This window comes from Paraburkholderia youngii (assembly GCF_013366925.1).
GTDB classification, from domain to species: Bacteria; Pseudomonadota; Gammaproteobacteria; order Burkholderiales; family Burkholderiaceae; genus Paraburkholderia; species Paraburkholderia youngii.
The window spans coordinates 814,069-831,643 of sequence record NZ_JAALDK010000003.1 but is presented as its reverse complement, the minus strand read 5'-3'; the positions used below and the strand labels follow the sequence as shown (position 1 = coordinate 831,643).

Annotated in this window: 12 protein-coding genes and 3 pseudogenes; 10 read left to right on the top strand and 5 right to left on the bottom strand. The window is 55.0% G+C overall.

The features are described 5' to 3' along the window. The first annotated feature begins 264 nt into the window (after positions 1-264). From G5S42_RS42240 to G5S42_RS42205, 10 genes and pseudogenes are all read left to right on the top strand, one after another. Positions 265-1,076, top strand: a protein-coding gene (locus G5S42_RS42240) for an IS5 family transposase (RefSeq protein WP_176105867.1) whose coding sequence is annotated in 2 segments (ribosomal slippage) — positions 265-613 and positions 613-1,076 — 813 coding nt in all. Because the reading frame shifts where the segments join, the coding sequence is not laid out codon by codon here. 372 nt (positions 1,077-1,448) lie between these two features. After that, the gene (locus tag G5S42_RS42235; protein ID WP_176112470.1) at positions 1,449-1,688 is read left to right on the top strand and encodes a hypothetical protein; all 240 of its coding nucleotides are present in this window, start codon (positions 1,449-1,451) and stop codon (positions 1,686-1,688) included. 437 nt (positions 1,689-2,125) lie between these two features. After that, a pseudogene (locus G5S42_RS44995) lies at positions 2,126-2,545 on the top strand (aminotransferase class V-fold PLP-dependent enzyme); the annotation flags it as partial. A gap of 22 nt (positions 2,546-2,567) precedes the next feature. Continuing rightward, complete coding sequence (locus G5S42_RS44990; protein WP_246392615.1) at positions 2,568-3,011, top strand: hypothetical protein; 444 nt, start codon at positions 2,568-2,570, stop codon at positions 3,009-3,011. Next, positions 2,981-3,550 (top strand): PLP-dependent transferase, encoded by a 570-nt coding sequence (locus tag G5S42_RS45370; protein WP_281375201.1) that lies wholly within the window; start codon positions 2,981-2,983, stop codon positions 3,548-3,550. Before G5S42_RS44990 ends, G5S42_RS45370 begins: the two co-directional genes overlap by 31 nt. Before the next feature lie 17 nt (positions 3,551-3,567). Next, positions 3,568-4,302: a PLP-dependent transferase gene (locus G5S42_RS45365; protein WP_281375200.1), complete on the top strand. Its 735-nt coding sequence runs from the start codon at positions 3,568-3,570 to the stop codon at positions 4,300-4,302. Positions 4,303-4,331: 29 nt separating this feature from the next. Beyond that, positions 4,332-5,399, top strand: coding sequence for a fatty acid desaturase family protein (locus G5S42_RS42220; RefSeq protein WP_176112469.1), 1,068 nt, complete (start codon positions 4,332-4,334; stop codon positions 5,397-5,399). Beyond that, positions 5,392-6,210, top strand: coding sequence for a gamma-glutamyl-gamma-aminobutyrate hydrolase family protein (locus G5S42_RS42215; RefSeq protein WP_176112468.1), 819 nt, complete (start codon positions 5,392-5,394; stop codon positions 6,208-6,210). Before G5S42_RS42220 ends, G5S42_RS42215 begins: the two co-directional genes overlap by 8 nt. A gap of 75 nt (positions 6,211-6,285) precedes the next feature. Next, a complete protein-coding gene (locus tag G5S42_RS42210; protein WP_176112467.1) occupies positions 6,286-6,891 on the top strand; it encodes a LysE family translocator in 606 nt (201 codons plus the stop codon). Positions 6,892-7,197: 306 nt separating this feature from the next. Then, positions 7,198-8,520 (top strand): annotated as a pseudogene (locus G5S42_RS42205) (IS5 family transposase). A gap of 305 nt (positions 8,521-8,825) precedes the next feature. Here G5S42_RS42205 and G5S42_RS42200 read toward each other — a convergent pair. The 5 genes and pseudogenes from G5S42_RS42200 to G5S42_RS42180 all read right to left on the bottom strand — a co-directional run bounded on the left by G5S42_RS42200 (position 8,826) and on the right by G5S42_RS42180 (position 17,564). Next, positions 8,826-10,193: a carboxyl transferase domain-containing protein gene (locus G5S42_RS42200; RefSeq protein ID WP_176112466.1), complete on the bottom strand. Its 1,368-nt coding sequence runs from the start codon at positions 10,191-10,193 to the stop codon at positions 8,826-8,828. An 82-nt stretch (positions 10,194-10,275) separates the two neighbouring features. Next, on the bottom strand, positions 10,276-11,619 hold the full coding sequence (locus tag G5S42_RS42195) for an amidase family protein (protein ID WP_176112465.1): 1,344 nt from the start codon (positions 11,617-11,619) through the stop codon (positions 10,276-10,278). Positions 11,620-11,658: 39 nt separating this feature from the next. Continuing rightward, positions 11,659-13,347 (bottom strand): NAD(P)/FAD-dependent oxidoreductase, encoded by a 1,689-nt coding sequence (locus G5S42_RS42190; RefSeq protein ID WP_176112464.1) that lies wholly within the window; start codon positions 13,345-13,347, stop codon positions 11,659-11,661. Positions 13,348-13,899: 552 nt separating this feature from the next. Next, a pseudogene (locus G5S42_RS42185) lies at positions 13,900-14,420 on the bottom strand (transposase); the annotation flags it as partial. Between the two features lie 96 nt (positions 14,421-14,516). Then, positions 14,517-17,564 carry an efflux RND transporter permease subunit gene (locus G5S42_RS42180; protein WP_176112463.1) on the bottom strand — a complete coding sequence of 1,016 codons (3,048 nt, stop codon included), beginning with the start codon at positions 17,562-17,564 and terminating at the stop codon, positions 14,517-14,519. Positions 17,565-17,575: the final 11 nt, after the last annotated feature.

Sequence of the window (17,575 nt, the reverse complement as noted above, 5' to 3'; positions counted from 1 at the left end):
ATCGTGGCGCCTTGATGCCATCGCCCGCAACAGGCACCTGATTGCGGACGAAGCCTCTTTCATTCGGACTTGGCCTCTGTGGGCATGCCGCGAAATGCCTTGAGTGCCCGCACGTGAGAAGCCAGCAGCGTTTCGATACGCAATGTCGACGACGACTCCGCGCAGCTGACGCGGCTTTAAGAAACCTTAACAAAATGAACAAAGGGGCTGTTTACTCTCGATGAATCCTGTTAACCTTTTCATTGTTTCGACGACGAAAAGGACATGGCTAAACCCATACTCGACGACGAACTTTGGGCACTCATTGAACCGTTACTGCCCCCTCCCAAACCAAGGCGAAGCCGTTATCCTGGGCGCAGGCCGCTCGATGATCGTGCGCTGCTCACTGGCATCCTATTCATCCTTCAGACAGGCCTGCGCTGGGACCTGCTGCCACGCGAGATGGGCTGCGGCAGCGGCATGAGTTGCTGGCGCCGTCTGCGGGACTGGCAGGCTGCTGGCGTCTGGGACCGACTGCATGAAGTCCTGCTCGCCAGGCTGCGCGCGGCTGACCAGATTGACTGGTCGCGTGTCGTCGTCGATTCCTCCTCGATCCGCGCCGTGGGCGCAGGTCAAAAACGGGACCGAATCCCACGGACCGCGCGCGACCCGGTTCAAAGCACCACCTCATCACCGAAGCGCAGGGCATCCCGCTCGCGGTAATTCTCACGGGCGCCAACCGTAACGATGTTACCCAGCTTCACCCACTGGTTGACGCCATCCCACCCATTGCTGGCAAGCGTGGCCGGCCGCTTTCGAAGCCCCGCATTGTTCAAGGCGATCGGGGCTACGATCACGACAAATACCGCCGTCCGCTACACGCAGCCGGCATCGCGACTGAAATCGCCCGACGCGGCGAGCCCCACGGCAGCGGACTGGGCAAAACACGCTGGGTGGTCGAGCGCACCATTTCGTGGCTTCATAACTTTCGACGACTGCGCATCCGCTTCGAACGTCTTGCATTCATCCATGAAGCCTTCATGAAAATTGCCTGCTGCATCATCTGCTGGCGAAAGCTGAAGAACTCATTTTGTTAACGCCTCTAAAGCTGCTGAACATCTTGATAAATTGTCGCGTACGGCTCGAGCGAGCAACTGCGAGATGTAGGGTTGGTCCACCACGCTGCCACGTGACAATACGGGTTTAGTTTGCCGCAGCAACAGAGGGCGTGTCGTTGACCACGATCAACAGAAGGCCCCCGAGCTGCATTTGAAGTGTTGTCGGTTGCACATATGCCTGATGACAGACGGCGGGGAAAATCTGTCGCATACCGTCGTTGTGCCGCACAGGGCTAGCGCCAAGTTGCGTGTACTTCAATACGAGCATAGCGGTTCGAGGAAGGTTGCCAGCAACGGATATTCGATACTGATATACAACGACGGCGTTCGGGTCTCGTCGCGGATGCTGTCGTGGACGATTCACAAATTGTCCACGTGCCACGTGCCTTGTATGACGACGGCGCAAACCAGTTCGCGCCGTGGTCATATCAGGTTCCTCAGTGGAACGACGGCAGTATTAAAGGTTATGAGGTATGCATAAGAAGAACTCATATCGGTGCGGTGTTTCACTGTGGCATGATCATTATCAGCTGCGGAGGAATGCAGATCACTCGAAGCGGGCCTGCGCAAGATTTCCAGTCCGTCAATTGACGTGAAGTCCAATGCGATGGGCTCGGCCGCATCGGTAACCAATTACTTTGATCTCTGATATCTGTGCGCGACGGGTGTCAGGTGGAGCATGAGCGGCGCTTTCGCGTCCTTAAACAACTGTTTTCGACTATGGAGTGTGGACCTATGACCGCACGGCACCCATTTTTATTTACACCGGGGCCATTGGCGTTGGACGCCGAAGTAAAGGCTGAGATGCAGTTTGACATGGGTTCCCGTGACGTGAGTTTCAAGAAAATAACGGAGCGAGTAAGAGGCCTGATTGTAGATTTGCTGGACGCTCGGGGGGGGGATACTCGGCGGGACCCATACAGGGCGGCGGGTCTTACGGCGTAGAGGCGGCATTGGCTTCGTTCGTTGGGGCATCAGACCGGCCTCTCGTATGCATTAATGGAAACTACGGCGAGCGGATCCTCAAAATGCTGCAGATCCGAGGCATTAATGCCGTCAGCATCGTTGCCCCGAGTGATCAGTCCTTCCCCATGACAAAAGTCGCTGCGTACCTGGAAGAGGATCCGGGGATCACACATCTTTGTTTTGTGCACTGTGAAACGACCACGGGACTCGTCAATCCGCTCCGGCCAATGGTAGATTTGGCAACGCGTCATGGTGTAAGAACCATTATCGACGCAATGAGTTCTTTCGGTGCTGTGGAAATCAGTGCCAGGGAAGTTCCGTTTGACGTCCTTGTGACCTCGAGTAACAAGTGCATCGAGGGTCCGCCGGGAGTGTCTTTTGTTGTTGCCTCGCTGGAAACGCTCGATAGCAAGACCTCAGAGACCAACTCGTTCGTGTTGGACGTTCGGGACCAATGGCGTAACTTCGAACAGACTGGCGAGTGGCGTTCCACGCCACCGACACATGTTGTTCAGGCGTGCGCAAAGGCCCTGGAAGAACTGGCTATTGAAGGGGTGGTTCGCCGTGGAGAGCGATACGCCTCTGTCCGTGACGCTATCATCCGCGCAACTGGGCCATACGCCGGACCCGCGGGAACGATCGCCGGTATGCCTTGCGCTGACGGCACGCGATGTCGTTCGTACGCAAGAAGATCTCGACGCGCTGTACGCCCATCTCGTGGAGTACAACCTTTACATCTATACCAAGCTGCATCTTCCGACGCGCAGTTTCAGGATCGGGTGCATGGGATGTATTGATCCGATGTGGATCCGCCTGCTGGGAATTGCATTTGAAGACTTTTTTCAGCTTCATTCCGATGAATCCGGAAGCCACGCGGGCCCGCCGTATAACCGACTTATGGAAAAAGGCCATTTGACATGTCAAGAAACAATGCCAACGCCGAAATGAACCGCGAGACGTCACTTCTACACGCTGGCTATCGTCATGACCCCGTCACCAAAGCGGTGTCTGTACCGATTTATCAATCTACCGCCTATGAACTTGACGGCGATCTTGAAAAAATTGCCGACATCTACAACGTCCGAGAAGATGGGTTCACGTATAGCAGGATCATCAACCCGACAACGCGCATCCTCGAGAAGCGATTCGCTGCAGTAGAGGGTGCGAGCGACGCCCTGGCGGTAGCCTCAGGGCAGTCCGCAACCTTTCTCGCTATCGCTAACCTGTGCAGCGGAACGCCAGGCGATAACGTTGTCGCATCGAAGCATCTATATGGCAATACGTGGAATCTGCTCTTCAATACATTCAAACGGTTGGGTATCGAGGCACGACCTGCGGATCCAAGAGACGTAACATCGTTCGAGCGGATGTTGGACGACAGGACGATTGCTATGTTTGGAGAGACGTTTTCCAATCCGTGCCCTGTCCCGTTGCCTGTTCCGGCGCTGGTGGAATCGGTGAGCGGCGCGGGATTCCTGTTATTGTAGATAACACGACAACCCCTTTGATTTGCCGTCCGAAAGCTCTGGGTGCGGATATCTCCACGTATTCCGCGACAAAGTATCTATGCGGCCACGAAACGACACTTGGCGGACTGATTGTCGATAACGGAAGCTTCGCGTTTGACGACGCAGGCCGCTTTCCGTTGTTCAACGACGGAGATAAAGCGCATGGCGACGTCCTCTGGAAAGAAGCTGTTCTGAAACTTGGCGATCTTGGCGCGAGTCCCTATTTGCTTAAATCCCGGATGACTTGGCTTCGTGACACCGGCGCCGCGATCAGTCCTCTCGCCAGCTTTCAGCTGATACAAGGACTCGAAACCCTTCATCTTCGCATGCAGCGGCATTGCGAAAATGCCGTCGCGGTTGCGGAGTTCCTTAACGCCCACCCGAAGGTCGCAGGTGTCTCATATCCATCACTATCGTCAGGATACGAACGTGAGCTTGTCGACGAGTTAGTTTACGCACGCGTCGGCTACGGCGCAATGATTATGTTTGAACTGGGCGACGAAGCGGCAGGGCGAAGATTCATAACGAACATCGAGCTAATGTACCACGTGTCGAATGTCGGTGACGCGCGAACGTTGGTCACGCATCCCGTTTCGACAACGCACACAATGGCTCCCAAGGAAAAGCGCGAGGCCGCTGGTATTTTCGACGGATCGATTCGGCTTTGCGTTGGGATTGAGAACATTGATGATATCGTCGCCGATCTTCAACGCGGACTTGACGCTGTCTGACGTCGATCTTTCTTGGCGGGAATTTGATCATGGAAATTTATGACGCTTGGCAATTGCGCGGCAAACGTTTCACCACTTCGCGATTCTCGCGCGACATTATGCGTGAGTTGTTCGAATTGAGGCCCGATAATTTGACCGGCGCACTTTACATTGTGAAGGACTATCTTGTCATTCTTGCGTGTGCTTATGCAACGATACGAATCTCGTGGTGGCTCTACCCGCTTGCAGTACTCGTAATCGGTGCGCAACAACGCGGACTGACAACTATCGCGCATGATGCCGCGCACCGGACGCTGGCCAGGAGCACCGGATGGAACTACGTGCTCGGCATCGTCTTCGCCGCATATCCTGTTTTTCAGCGGCACTGGGCTTATCGCTACTCGCATGTTCATCTGCACCATCCATATCTCGGCGACCCTGAAAGGGATCCTAACCTGAAGTTCTTTATATCATCGGGCGTGTATGATGTGCGCCCGCCACGTGAATACGCGTTTGCCATTGTCTGGAAAGCGATGTTTGGCGGAGCGACGGTACGCTATCTCAAGTATCTATGGAGTGAGCGGTTTCTTATTTCTCGTGAGGGGAAAAAAGACATCGACAGGCGGGGTGCTGCCATCGACACCTATGGATTTGCGGTATTCTGGCTGATTGTCATTTTCGGCTTTGCCCTGACGCAATCGCTGGATTTGCTTGTGCTGTTCTGGCTTGTTCCATATCTAACCACGTTCCAAGCCTTGGGCTGGTTCATTGAACTCGCTGAGCATTCGCCAATGTGTGAGACCGAAACCGAAGATGTGTACTTGACGCGTAACCGCAAAGGCAATTTGATCGAGCGACTGCTGGTCGGCGCGAACCTTGATGAATATCATCTGGAACATCATCTTTCGCCAGGCGTGCCTTTCTGGCACCTGAAGCGGGCACAGAAGATCAGGTTGCGCGATCCGCGATATGCTGAGGTTGCAGATTCATGGGGAGGGCTCTTCGCTAGTGGACCAAAAGGGCAGCCAAGTGTCATCAACCAGCTGCTCGACCGGAACCGGCGGCTGTACGAGGCCCAGCGCGGACGGTTAGCAGGGGAGGGCGTGGTCAATGAGTGATACACGTCGCCATCTGGGCTGCGCCGTCGTCGGGGTCACAGCCAATCGTCATCTTCACGACGGCGTTCACCGCGATTGGTTGCGGCGGCGCTATATCGAGGCGCTGACTAAACACGCGTCGCTCGAGTGCGTCATCTTACCGACGATCGACCGTGATCTGCCTTGCGACGCGATTTTCCAAAGATTACGCGACGTGATGCGCCGTCTTGACGGCCTTGTTCTAACTGGCGACGAATCAGATCTCGATCCCGGGATCTTTGACAGGAACGGTGGCGCTTGGGCGCTTGCTGAAGACGACATTGTCGCCTGCAGGACGGATCGGCCACGAGACAGGCTGTCGATGGTTGCGTTGATGGTGGCGGAAGAACTGGATATGCCAGTATTGGGAATTTGCCGCGGTTTGCAGGAGATGAACGTTTACCGTGGCGGCACATTGCACGAAGATCTATCGTTGACGCACAAGGGGATCTCGCATCGCGAAAACCCAGAGATTCCTCGCGACGAACAGTACCGTCCTGTGCATACGGTTAAGGTCGCTTCCGGCGGCTTGCTGTCGTCCGTTATCCAGGGCGACGAGCTATGCGTCAATTCGTTGCATAGGCAAGGCATCGCGGAGCTTGGAGAAGGAATCCGAGTGGAGGCAGTAGGGGGGGGCGGTGTCGTAGAAGCGCTGTCATATAGGAATTCACGCACCTTTCAACTGGCGCTGCAGTGGCATCCAGAATGGCATGCTTCCAGCGATGTAATCAGCCAGAAGATTCTGGGCGCCTTCGGGAGAGCTTGTGAGGCATATAACGCAGCGGTCCACTGAGATCCGGAGATTAGCCGGATTTTGTGTCGATAGTTGTTCCTTTCGGGAGTGATTTGCAAATAGAGGCGGGGCTTCATGGATTTTCATCTATTTGTTTTGTTTCTTGTTACCTTTACTGCCGCCGTGGCTTTGCCTGGTCCGAACGTCGCTTTTGCCGTTGCTCAAACATTGAAGCACGGGCTCAAAATCGCAATTCCTGGCGCGATCGGATTTGGTACTGGTGTGGCCGTTCACGCAGCAGTCGTATTGTCGGGTGTTGGGATTTTCATACGGGATAACCAATGGGTGTTACTTTATGTCCGATGGATAGGGGCGATATATCTTGGATATCTTTCCATTATTGCTTCTTGTGGGAAGCGGGAGTCAAGAACAGAAGATGCGGTGCGCTGGAACTCCAGACAGGTGTTTGTCGATTCCCTCATCGTCTCTCTAGCGAACCCTAAGGGGTGGTTGGCCACATTAGTTACGTATCCCAGTTTCATCAGCCCATCCGGTTCCTACCTTGGGCAGGCGGTTCCGATGGGAACTGCGGCAACGGCGATCTCCGTCGCGGTCTATTGCGGATATATGGTTCTTGCAGATCGCGCAAGCGTGGTATTGAGCAACAGATCCATGCTTGAGAAGACTACGGGCGCACTTTATGCATGCGTCGCAGTCAGCTTGGTCTTCTTAAACAGGTGAAGACCTAACCATGCTCGCAGTCGGTCAGACGTGGTGTTGTTGGTATGCCGTGCAGTCTTGCGGGTATCGCGTAGTTTCGAAACGGAGGTTGTGCTTCCATGCCGATCAAGGTTCCAAAAGGTTTGCCGGCTGTAATTGCTTTACAAAAAGAAGGCATCAAGGTAATGGAGCACGAAGCTATTTAGTCCAGCCTGAACAAACCGTAGAGCCTTAAGCGTTGGGGGTTTCCGGCGGAAATCGTGTTGTTGGAATTGCAGAGACCTGGCATATTGCTGGGTATAGCCTGCAAATTCTGACGAGGTTTAGATGGGTCCGAAGGCGCCTGTAACGGAGAAGGATTTGTTCCGGCATCCACTGCGCGAACAGATCAATCTCAAGCATCCACTGGTACGGCTGGCCGAGCTGATCAATTGGGAGCGGCTCAGTGCATCGATGAGCGCGAGTTTCGTTTCGGGTAAAGGCAGACCTGCGAGTTCGCCTCGACTGATCGCTGGTCTGCTGTATCTGCAGCACGCCTTCGACCTCTCGGACGAGGATGTTGTGTGGCAATGGGTTTAGAACCCGTACTGGCAGGTTTTTACGGGCGAGACGTACTTGCAGGCCGAACCGCCGATCGATCCGTCCAGCCTCACGCGATGGCGCAAACGGTTGGGAGAAGCCGGTGTCGAGGAGTTGCTCGCCGAGACGATCGACGCGGCGAAGCGTGCCGGAGTGATCAAGGCGTCGAGCGCGAAACGCGTAATCGTTGATACGACCGTGATGCCCAAGGCGATCGCACATCCGACTGACTCGCGACTGCTGGAGCGCTGTCGTGAACACCTCGTGAAGGCAGCTGCGCGGCACGGCCTGAAACTGCGTCAGAACTACAACCGCGAAGCACCACGCCTGGCCACCCAGATCAGCCGCTACGCGCACGCGAAGCAGTACCGGCGGATGAGAAAGGCAGTGCGCACCCTGCGCTCGCGTGTCGGCCGCGTCATGCGCGATGTCGAACGGCAACTCGACACGGTGGTTGATAACAGGCGAGCTGAGCTGCAGGAACTGATTGCCCGCACGAAGCGAATCCTGACGCAGAAGACGAAGGACAAAAATAAGCTGTATGCGCTGCACGCGCCGGAAGTCGAGTGCCTGGCCAAGGGTAAGGCGCGCACGCCATACGAGTTTGGCGTCAAGGTGTCGATCACGACGACACACCGGGAAGGGCTGGTGGTGGGTGCCCGCTCGATGCCGGGCAATCCGTACGATGGACATACGCTGGAAGAAGCGCTGGAGCAGGCAGCGATTCTCGGCGATGTCAAACCTGAAATCGCGATCGTCGACCGTGGTTACCGGGGCGCTGAGCCAGACGGGGTGAAGGTCTACCATCCCGGCCTGCGACGCGGCATCACGCGCACGTTGCGCGCCATGATCCGGCGGCGCAGCGCGATTGAACCAGCGATCGGTCATATGAAGGCCGACGGCAAACTCGACCGGAACTGGCTCAAGGGCGCGCTCGGGGATGCGATCAACGCAGTGCTATGTGGTGCCGGCCACAACCTGCGCATGATCCTCAGAAAGCTGCGGCGTTTTTACGTCCTTGTACTTGTCGCATTGCTCAACCGCTCCGCGGCTTCCGCTTCGACACCATGAACGGCGTCGTCGCCGAAAACGAATTATTCAGACCCGACTATGTAGGTTACAGGTCGGCGTGCCAAACGCATCTGTCCTGGGAATCGTCCTGCTGAGCCTGACACGCAGCGCAATCTTGTTGATAGTGCGTGGACCCCGCCTAGCGCGATGAACGTGACATGCGTACATCGAATCGCCGGTTATCATTGCGGTGCCGGATGACCGTGGCGCGGCAACAGTCCGAAGAAGTCTGATCGCGGCAGTGCTACGACTTGGACACAATAGTCTGGCGAGTCGCGCATTGTCCCGCGATCAGAGCATCCGACTCAAGATCTGCCTCCTTCCGCGAACAAATATCTCGAAACCTGCTCCCTGGTATCTTCTATTTCAATGACGTCGGTAATCAGTCCACTGGCCTTCAACAGTTCGGGATTTTCGATTTCGTCGGTCAGCTTCTGTATTATGTCTCTTGTCGCTTCATCAAGTTCTGACATGACTTTTGTCATTGTATCGGGACTGAAAACACCAATGTGAGCCTGTGGATAAGCCAAGACTGCTACTGGGTTAAAGCCAGGGCCGCACATAGCATACACGCCTCCCGTGTACGCTTTTCTTGCAATGAGCAGCAACTTAGGTACTTTGCTTCGAACGTGTGCCCTGAACAAATCTGCCGCTGCAGAAAAAATCCCACTATTTTCGGCCTCTCGGCCTATCATAAATCCAGGGATGTCAGCAATAAAAATGATCGGTATCCTGACTTTCTCAGCCACACCAACCATTTTGACTATTTTGGTAGCGGATTGCCTGTGAATGGCACCGCCCTTATAGCGGGGATTGTTGGCAATGATAGCGACCGCGCTTCCTTTAATGGTCGCGTAGCCTGTCAACACTTCCTTTGCGTATTCGGGGCTAATTTCGGTGAAGCTGTCCTTGTCGACGAAAGAATGCAGCAACTGATGCATGTCATAGGGCGTACGATGATCCGATGGAATCAAGCTCTTGAAATCAGCTGCTTCGGGTTCTTCATATCCCAGACCACGGTTCGCTCCGCCGTTGGCGCTGACGTGAAGCAACTGCCTTACACATCCGAATAGGTCTTCTTCATCTTCGAATACCAATTGAACTGAACCTGAGTGCTTGCTGTGAACGTCTGTTCCACCTAGCGAATAGAGATCTGAATCCTGAGCCAGCATGGCCTTCACCATATCGGGGCGACCCATGCACAAGGCGCCCTTTTTGGTCATCAACACCAAGTCAGCCAGCATCAGTGGTAAGGCCAAGGGGCCTGAGGTCGGGCCGAGTATGGCGGAAATTAGCAAATTCTTCTCGGCCAACTCCGCGAGGGATGCACTGACTCTGCCCATTCCAGTTGGTGACAAAAGCAGTTTCGACATGTCCGACGAAAGAACTTTTGTGGTATCGAAACTATCTGTCCCTCCGGGACGGTCCTGAACGTAAATCAATGGGGCGCAACTGTCCCGGGCCATCGTTACGGTCTTTATAATCTGCGTGGCGGTGCCCCACTGTCCGCTTCCTCGGAATTCACAGTCTCGTCCCCGATTCATGACCAGAAACGTTCTTACGGAATTTATAGACCCTTCGCCGCAGATGAAATGACTTCTCTCGACAGGGTGATGGTCGACAAAACTACCGGCGTCAAAGAGAGTGTTTATTCTTTGCAATGAAATCTGCATTGGCTACCGCCTCCGAAACGGTGTGCGAATCGATTGCTGCTGCCTGCGCATGAAACCTTTCGCAGTGAAGATGGCAGTCGTGTTACGACGAATTCAGAACGTCTTCTACAGACGTTGCCATAGTCAAGAGGCGGCGGTCCTGACCTCGTGGTGCGTCAAGGCTCAAACCAACGGGCAATGCGCCATGCGGAGCAACAGGAAGCGTAATCGAGGGCATCGCGGCATTGCTGGCCAAGTCGGTATTACGTATCACCTCCGAGAAAAGTTCGGGCCGCCCGGCATCGCTACAGTGGGGAACGCTGCGCGGAACCGTCGGGTATGCGAGAAAATCGATACCTTGGGTGGTGAACAGGTTTTTCATTTGTTGACGCAAAAGGCCCACATTCTGAATCGCAAAAGAATAATCCGCCGCAGAGATCAGCTGCGCACTGAGGTTACTGTGGACGATGTTGCGGACAGCTTCATCACGGATGTTATCGAATATCGTATTTATCCTGTTAGCCCAACCGAAGGAAAGCAATGTGCGTGGAAAGTCCATGAAGAATTCGTAAACGGGAATGGTGAAGGTTCCAATCCTATTTAAGTCAGCAACAGCAGAGTCGTCCAGATCAACGCACTCGAACCCCGCGCGGATGAGACGCGTGATCGCATGCCAACAATGCTTTCGGACATCTTCATTGATGTCACTCCACATGGACGCCGGAAGTCCTATGCGGCAAGGAGTACTCATCTGTTTTGCCGGAGGGCGAGTACCGGTTGACAGCAGCTCATATATCATCAACGCGTCCTTCGCGGTGCGCGTCAAAAGCCCAGGTGAATCTTTAGTGCGAGAAACTGGAACGATTCCAGCTGAAGACCAGTGACCGCTTGTAGGCCTGAAGCCGACAATGCCACAGAAGGCGGCCGGTATCCGCACTGAGCCGCCAGTGTCAGTTCCGATCGCCATCGGAACGATCCCGGCAGCCACCGCGGCCGCGCAACCGCCACTGCTTCCGCCCGCCAGATATCCCGGAGCCGTCGGGTTGCCCACCGTTCCCCACCTCGGATTGACCGATGTGATGCCAAAACTAAGTTCATGCATATTGTTCTTACCGGCGACGACTGCACCCAAGGATTTCAGTTTTCGGACGATAATGGCATCGCGTGTCGCTATGCATCCTTCCATCCCTGGCGTACCGGCAGTTACTGGAAGCCCGTTAGCACAAATATTGTCTTTCAATGAGAAGGGGATGCCATAGAGTGGTGCACCTTTCAGCACATCATTCGGCCTTGCGAAATGCGCATCGAGGTCGCGACTACCAATGAAACAATTCAGCTTCGACTGATTAGCATTGGCGCTAATTGCGTGCTTCCGCATGTCATCCGCAGAGATTTCACCATCGCGTATACCATCACAAAGCGATTGCAGAGTGTCTTCCGAATACATAAATAGTTCCAAAATAGCGTGTCGTCAGTGCATGCGATATCAGTAGTGATAGGCACTGCGTATTTCGTCGAGAGGATTGCCCCGTACAAGGTCTCCGCCTGTACTGCGTATAACGGCGCAGGCGCTATTGATAGCTGTCTGGACCGCCCCCTCGATCCAACCACCGGTGAATGAACAACCACATCCAGCCAAATATAGGCCAGTATCCGTTGCAAGGTCGTTTGCCGTCTGATATTGAAAAAAAAGCCGCTGTGAGTACACATCTTCACCGGGATAGTTGAGTTTAAACGCACCGGAAGAATGGGGGTCAGTCAACCAGTCATGGTGAAGGATGGCATGCTCGTAGTCATCATCCACGGGAGTCAGGTGCCGCGCAAGTTCAGGGTTGAATGTAGCAAGGGCGTCAACAAAACGCTCGCAGCGCTGCTTTTTGTCGGGGACACTTAGTAGCTTGTGCGCGTCGTCCTCCCACGTGTAGCTAAGCAAAACTACACCTGGACCGTCTGGCTTATCGGGCTCGTAGTCAAGGCAATATACCCCGCGCGCAAAACTGTCAGATTGAATTGTGACTGGCAAATCGTTACCGAGCCAAAATTTACCATGTGTAAGCATGAATAGTTTTGATGACCCGGTGAGATGCGTTTCTCTAACGGCTCGTGAGACGTCTCGACTGAGAAACGTCTCGTCGTCGGTCAGGCCGTGAACCATCTGCATTGTCCTTGTGTTGCTGGTAACGATAACTCGGTCAAAGGTCATGATTTCGCCCGCGTCAGTTATCAGCCTTATCTTTCCGTCTTCTTTGTAGATGCGGCCCACGCCATTGAAGCGAACCCGGTCAGCAACGGTGCATTCTCCGATCTTCTCTGCTGCGAGGCACTCAGCTAGTGTAGAAATTCCGCAAGAGACCAAGCGCTGATCGTCCATGTAGCCATTGATGACGAGCCGCAGTATTTCGGTGAATGCCGCCTGATAAACAGGAAGGAAGCCTCCAGAGCCTATGCCCAAAGAACCGAATAGTTCAAAGTCGTCAGGCCGTTCCCAGCGGATGTCTCCGGGCGGGCGAGATCCAGTGAAGATGGCCACGATGGCTGCGTAGAAAGAACTGTCACGAAACACGTCGAGCCACGTTTGCCATTCCGCTCGGGCTTTCTCAAACCGGCCTGACCTCAACATTGCGGTGATTTTTGCGGGAGCAACTAGAGACGTACCGTTGATCACGCATCCTTCCTGCAAAAAGGTTCTCCAGCCTTCGTAGACGACTCTGAATAATGGGGGCGGCGGTTCTCCCGCGCGCCAGATATGGCGAGTACCGCGATAGTGCAATTCGGTATCGACCATTCCTGGATCCGGGAAAGAGGCTGTCGTCGAAATGCCGTATCTGTCAAGGTAATGAAAAAGACCGGTCGCACTCGGAGGAAATCTCATTGCACCCATTTCAGCAATGAGATGCGGGTACCGTGGATCAAAAGGTTGTGACCATACTCTACCTCCGATGCGATCGCGGGCTTCAAACACGGTGACATCGGTGACACCTGCTCGCATCAATTCTGCCGCGGCCAGAAGCCCGCTAATGCCGGCCCCCACGATTGCAACCCGCGGCGTCTGTACACTGGGTGAAAACGAACCAATTGCTCCTTCTGATTTGCAAATCTCGAGGAAAGGAGCGTAGTCGTACAATAGGTCAATAGTCGGTGATGCAATTTGTGAAGATGCGGCGCAGTTTTTCATGAATTATCTCCCTTTGGAGTACCTCTACCCGTCCAAAAGACGATCGCTGAGATTAACGCTACGAATTAGATAAGAGAGGTAAAGATTGCTTATTTCGTTGCCAATAACTCCGTTGTCTGTCAGGGCAAACCGCTATTTATCTTTAATACCCGTGAATGCCACGATAGCAAATCGTCTGCCTCAGGATCAAACAAATAAAATTGATGCTTGTGAAAAGATATCGTGAGGTCACAACCGGTCGTCTATTTTTTGTCGCCGCCGAGTTGCCTAAACATCGCTTGAGAAGACGTGAAGGCAATGTCGCAACGAGGCGAGCGTCAGGATGTCGACTGCAAAAGATTACCTCGTGCTCGATATCGACTAACTTGACGACGAGACGCCATGGGCATATAGCTTTCGGACTGGACTCAATTGCGGGTTGGGGGCCTGGGGTGGAGTAGCCCTGTAACCCCGGGGAAACGCACATCGTCTTCAAGAACGAGTGAGCCATACCATTGCTGTGGGCCAGTGTACGTGCGTGGTCAGCGGATGCGGGGGGGCCTATGTCGTTCGTCAAGCGTTAGGGGCGGATTTCGGTTGTTAGAAGTGCCGTCGCGCAGCATCGCGAACAACACGTCGCAGCGTCGTCTGGCAAGGGCAATGAGCGCTTGATTGTGGCGCTTGCCCTGCTGGACCTAACGAGCGTAATAGTCCGTCGAGACTGGATCTCGCAAGGCGGCAAAGGCCGAGAGGAAGAGCGCTCTCTTGAGCACCTTGTTGCCCCGTCTGGATGGATGCTCGCCACGGATGGGCAAACCTGAGCGTCGTGTGACCGGGGCGAGGCCGGCGTAGGCGGCGAGATGCGCGGCTGAAGCAAAGGCTTTGTGAGCGACTTCAGTGAGGAGTCTGGCGGCGGTCCTGACGCCGACTCCGGGCATACTGGTCAGGACCGGCCAAAGAGGGTGTGCATGTACCAGGCGTTCTACTTCGCTGGCGACCTCGTCGCGTTGCTTGCGCAAGGACGCGAGTTGCTGGGCCAGACGTGGCATGACGATTGTTGCGGCCTGCGTGCCGGGCACGGTCACCGCCTGTTCGCCGCGTGAAGGCAGTCCTTGCAGTCATCGCAAGCTGCTTGCTCCAGCCACACCGCGGCGCGAGGAGTGCGCGAAAAATTGCACAGTTGATGGCGGTCACGTCATTGCTGTTGTTTTCTCGTGATGTTCTGCACCTAACAACATGTACATCGACGGGACAACGAACAGTGTGAACAGAGTGCCGATCGACAGTCCTGTGAATATTACCAGCCCGATCGCGTTGCGCCCTGCCGCGCCGGCGCCGGACGCAATCACTAGCGGCAGAACACCAAGCACCATGGCGGCTGTAGTCATGACGATCGGGCGCAGGCGCCCGCCTGCCGCTTCTTCAAGAGCTTCGCGCTTGCTGCGGCCTGAACGCTGTAACTCATTCGCGAACTGCACGATGAGAATGCCATGCTTGCTGATAAGCCCCATGAGTGTGACCAGTCCGACTTGCGTGTAGATGTTGAGCGTGGAAACGCCGATGTTAATGAAGATCAGCGCACCGAACAACGCCAACGGCACTGATACCAGAATGACGATGGGATCGCGGAAGCTTTCAAACTGCGCCGCGAGTGCAAGGAACACAATGACCGCTGCGAACATCAGAGTGATTAGGAAGCCGCCGGACTCGTGCATGAATTGGCGCGAAAGTCCGGAATAGTCCATGTTGTATCCTGAGGGAGCGACGCGGGTTGTGGCGTTGCGCAGGAACTCGAGTACTTCGCCCTGCGAAACGCGGGGTGCGGCTACGGCCGAGATCGTTGCCGAATTCATTTGCTGAAAATGGTTGATGGATTCGGGCACAACCGTCGACTTCAGATGCGAGACAGTCGAAGCAGGAATCATACTGCCGTCGGAAGTGCGTAGGTTGTAGTCTAATAGCTGCGATGGGTTCATTCGGTCGACCTGCTGAAGCTGGGGAATCACCTTGTACGAACGGCCGGCGACCGAGAAATAGTTCGCGTAGTTACCACCGAGCGCAGCTCCGAGCGCCTGTCCCATGTCGCTTTGCGTAAGGCCGAGCGAGGCGACCTTGTCGCGGTCGACCATCAGAACGGTCTCGGGCTTGTCGATCTTTAGGTCACTGTCGACAAAGAGGAACATGCCGCTTTCGCGCGCCTGTTGCAAAACCGCTTGGGTCACTTCGTTGAGGTTATCGAAAGGCTCCGTCGTGTTGATCACGAACTGCACCGGGAAGCCTTGCGCACCGGGCAGGGGTGGAAGCTGGAAAGCAGCAACTCGCGCGCCGGCGATGCCATTCCACTTCTGTTGAAGCTCCTGTTGCAACTCGGAGGCACCTCTCTTTCGTCTGTCCCATGTCGTGAAGAGCACGCCGCCGAAGCCCTGATTCAATGTCGGCGCGCCTGTCAACTGAAACATCTGCGCATACTCGGGCAATTGCTTAGATATCTGGAAAACCTGGTCGGCATACATCTGCATCTGTTGAATCGTCGCATTGGGTGGTCCCTGGATCAGCGACAGTACGATGCCTTGGTCCTCCTGGGGGGCGAGTTCGGACTGTGACGTCGCAAATAAATAGATGGTCCCGCATAACAGTATTGCACCCATCACGACGAATACGGTCCATGTGTCCAGTATCGAGCGCAGGAGCCGCATATAACCCCGGTGAACTTTCTCAAACTGCTGATGGACGAGACGGTTGAAGCGTCCGGGTTGCTGCTCGTGATGAAAGAGTCGCGAGCACATCATTGGCGATAGGCTTAGCGCGACCACGCCCGACATAGTGACCGCGCTTGCCAGTGTAAATGCGAACTCCGTGAACAGTGCGCCCGTCAGTCCGCCTTGGAAGCCAATGGGGAGATAGACGGCAATCAACACAACAGTCATTGCGAGTATCGGGCCACTGAGTTCACGCGCGGCGATGAGCGCGGCATCGAAGGGACGCTTGCCCCCGGTCGTCAGGTGTCGGTCGAAATTCTCAACCACGATGATCGCGTCATCGACCACGAGTCCGACCGCGAGCACCAGCGCGAGCAGCGTCAGTAGATTAATGGAGTAGCCGAGCAACTGCATCGTAAAGAATGTGCCGATCAGAGACAGCGGCATCGCGAACAAGGGCACTATCACCGCGCGGAAGCTGCCGAAGAACAGGTAAATCACTAGCGTTACGATCAGTAGTGCCTCGACGAGCGTCTTCACCACTTCGTCGATGGCAGTCTCGATAAAGTCCGTGGCATCATAGACGATGTCGCTCGACACACCCGTGGGGAGGTGCTTCTGCAGATCAGGGAACACAGCTTTGACGCGTTTCGCTACTTCGAGCAGGTTCGCGTCGGGCGCTACCTTGATCCCAATGAACACCGAGCGTTTTCCACTAAAAGCGACATTGGAGTCGTAGTTGTCCGCACCCAACACAACATTGGCGACATCCTCTAGGCGTACGATCGCGCCGTTCTTCTGCTTGATAACCAGCTTCCTGAAGTCTTCGACGGAATGCAGATCGGTACCGGCGTTTAGACTGACGCTGGTCATCTGGCCTTTGGTTGCTCCGAGCGTCGCCAGATAGTTGTTGTTGCCGAGTGCGGTGTAGACGTCAGAAGCCGTCACGTTGTGCGCTGCGAGCTTGGTGGAATCAAGCCACGCGCGCAACGCGAACTGACGGCCGCCGAGAACCTCTGCGGTTTGCACGCCCTGAATTGAATCGAGCTTCGGCTTGACAACGCGCAGCAGATAGTCCGTGACGTTGTTGCTTGGCAGGACATCGCTGTAGAAGCCCATATATATCGTGTCAGTAGTCTGGCCGACCTGAATCGTCAACACTGGCTGTTGCGCTTGGGGTGGCAACTGGTTCCGCATAGACGCGATTTGGGTGTTGATCTCTGTTAGCGCGCGGTTCGGATCGTAGTTCAGGCGGAGAGTCGCGGTGATACTTGAGACACCCGTGCTACTCTTCGACGACATGTAATCGATGCCTTGCACCTGTGCGATCGCGGCTTCGAGCGGCTGAGTAACGAAGCCGGCCATCGTCTCGGCGCTAGCGCCATAGTACGAGGTGGTGATGGTAACGACGCCAGTGCCAGTCTGGGGATATTCGCTAACCTTGAGTGTCGACAGGGAACGTAAGCCCAGCACGAGGATGAACAGGCTCACCACGGACGCGAGGACCGGCCGTTTGATAAAGATATCGGTGAAATCCATCTGAGGAACTC

Coding starts and splice junctions, on each gene's coding strand:
- G5S42_RS44990 (WP_246392615.1), top strand. CDS start 2,568: ATGTTGTTCAGGCGTGCGCAAAGGCCCTGGAAGAACTGGCTATTGAAG.
- G5S42_RS45370 (WP_281375201.1), top strand. CDS start 2,981: ATGTCAAGAAACAATGCCAACGCCGAAATGAACCGCGAGACGTCACTT.
- G5S42_RS42220 (WP_176112469.1), top strand. CDS start 4,332: ATGGAAATTTATGACGCTTGGCAATTGCGCGGCAAACGTTTCACCACT.
- G5S42_RS42215 (WP_176112468.1), top strand. CDS start 5,392: ATGAGTGATACACGTCGCCATCTGGGCTGCGCCGTCGTCGGGGTCACA.
- G5S42_RS42210 (WP_176112467.1), top strand. CDS start 6,286: ATGGATTTTCATCTATTTGTTTTGTTTCTTGTTACCTTTACTGCCGCC.
- G5S42_RS42200 (WP_176112466.1), bottom strand. CDS start 10,193: ATGCAGATTTCATTGCAAAGAATAAACACTCTCTTTGACGCCGGTAGT.
- G5S42_RS42195 (WP_176112465.1), bottom strand. CDS start 11,619: ATGTATTCGGAAGACACTCTGCAATCGCTTTGTGATGGTATACGCGAT.
- G5S42_RS42190 (WP_176112464.1), bottom strand. CDS start 13,347: ATGAAAAACTGCGCCGCATCTTCACAAATTGCATCACCGACTATTGAC.
- G5S42_RS42180 (WP_176112463.1), bottom strand. CDS start 17,564: ATGGATTTCACCGATATCTTTATCAAACGGCCGGTCCTCGCGTCCGTG.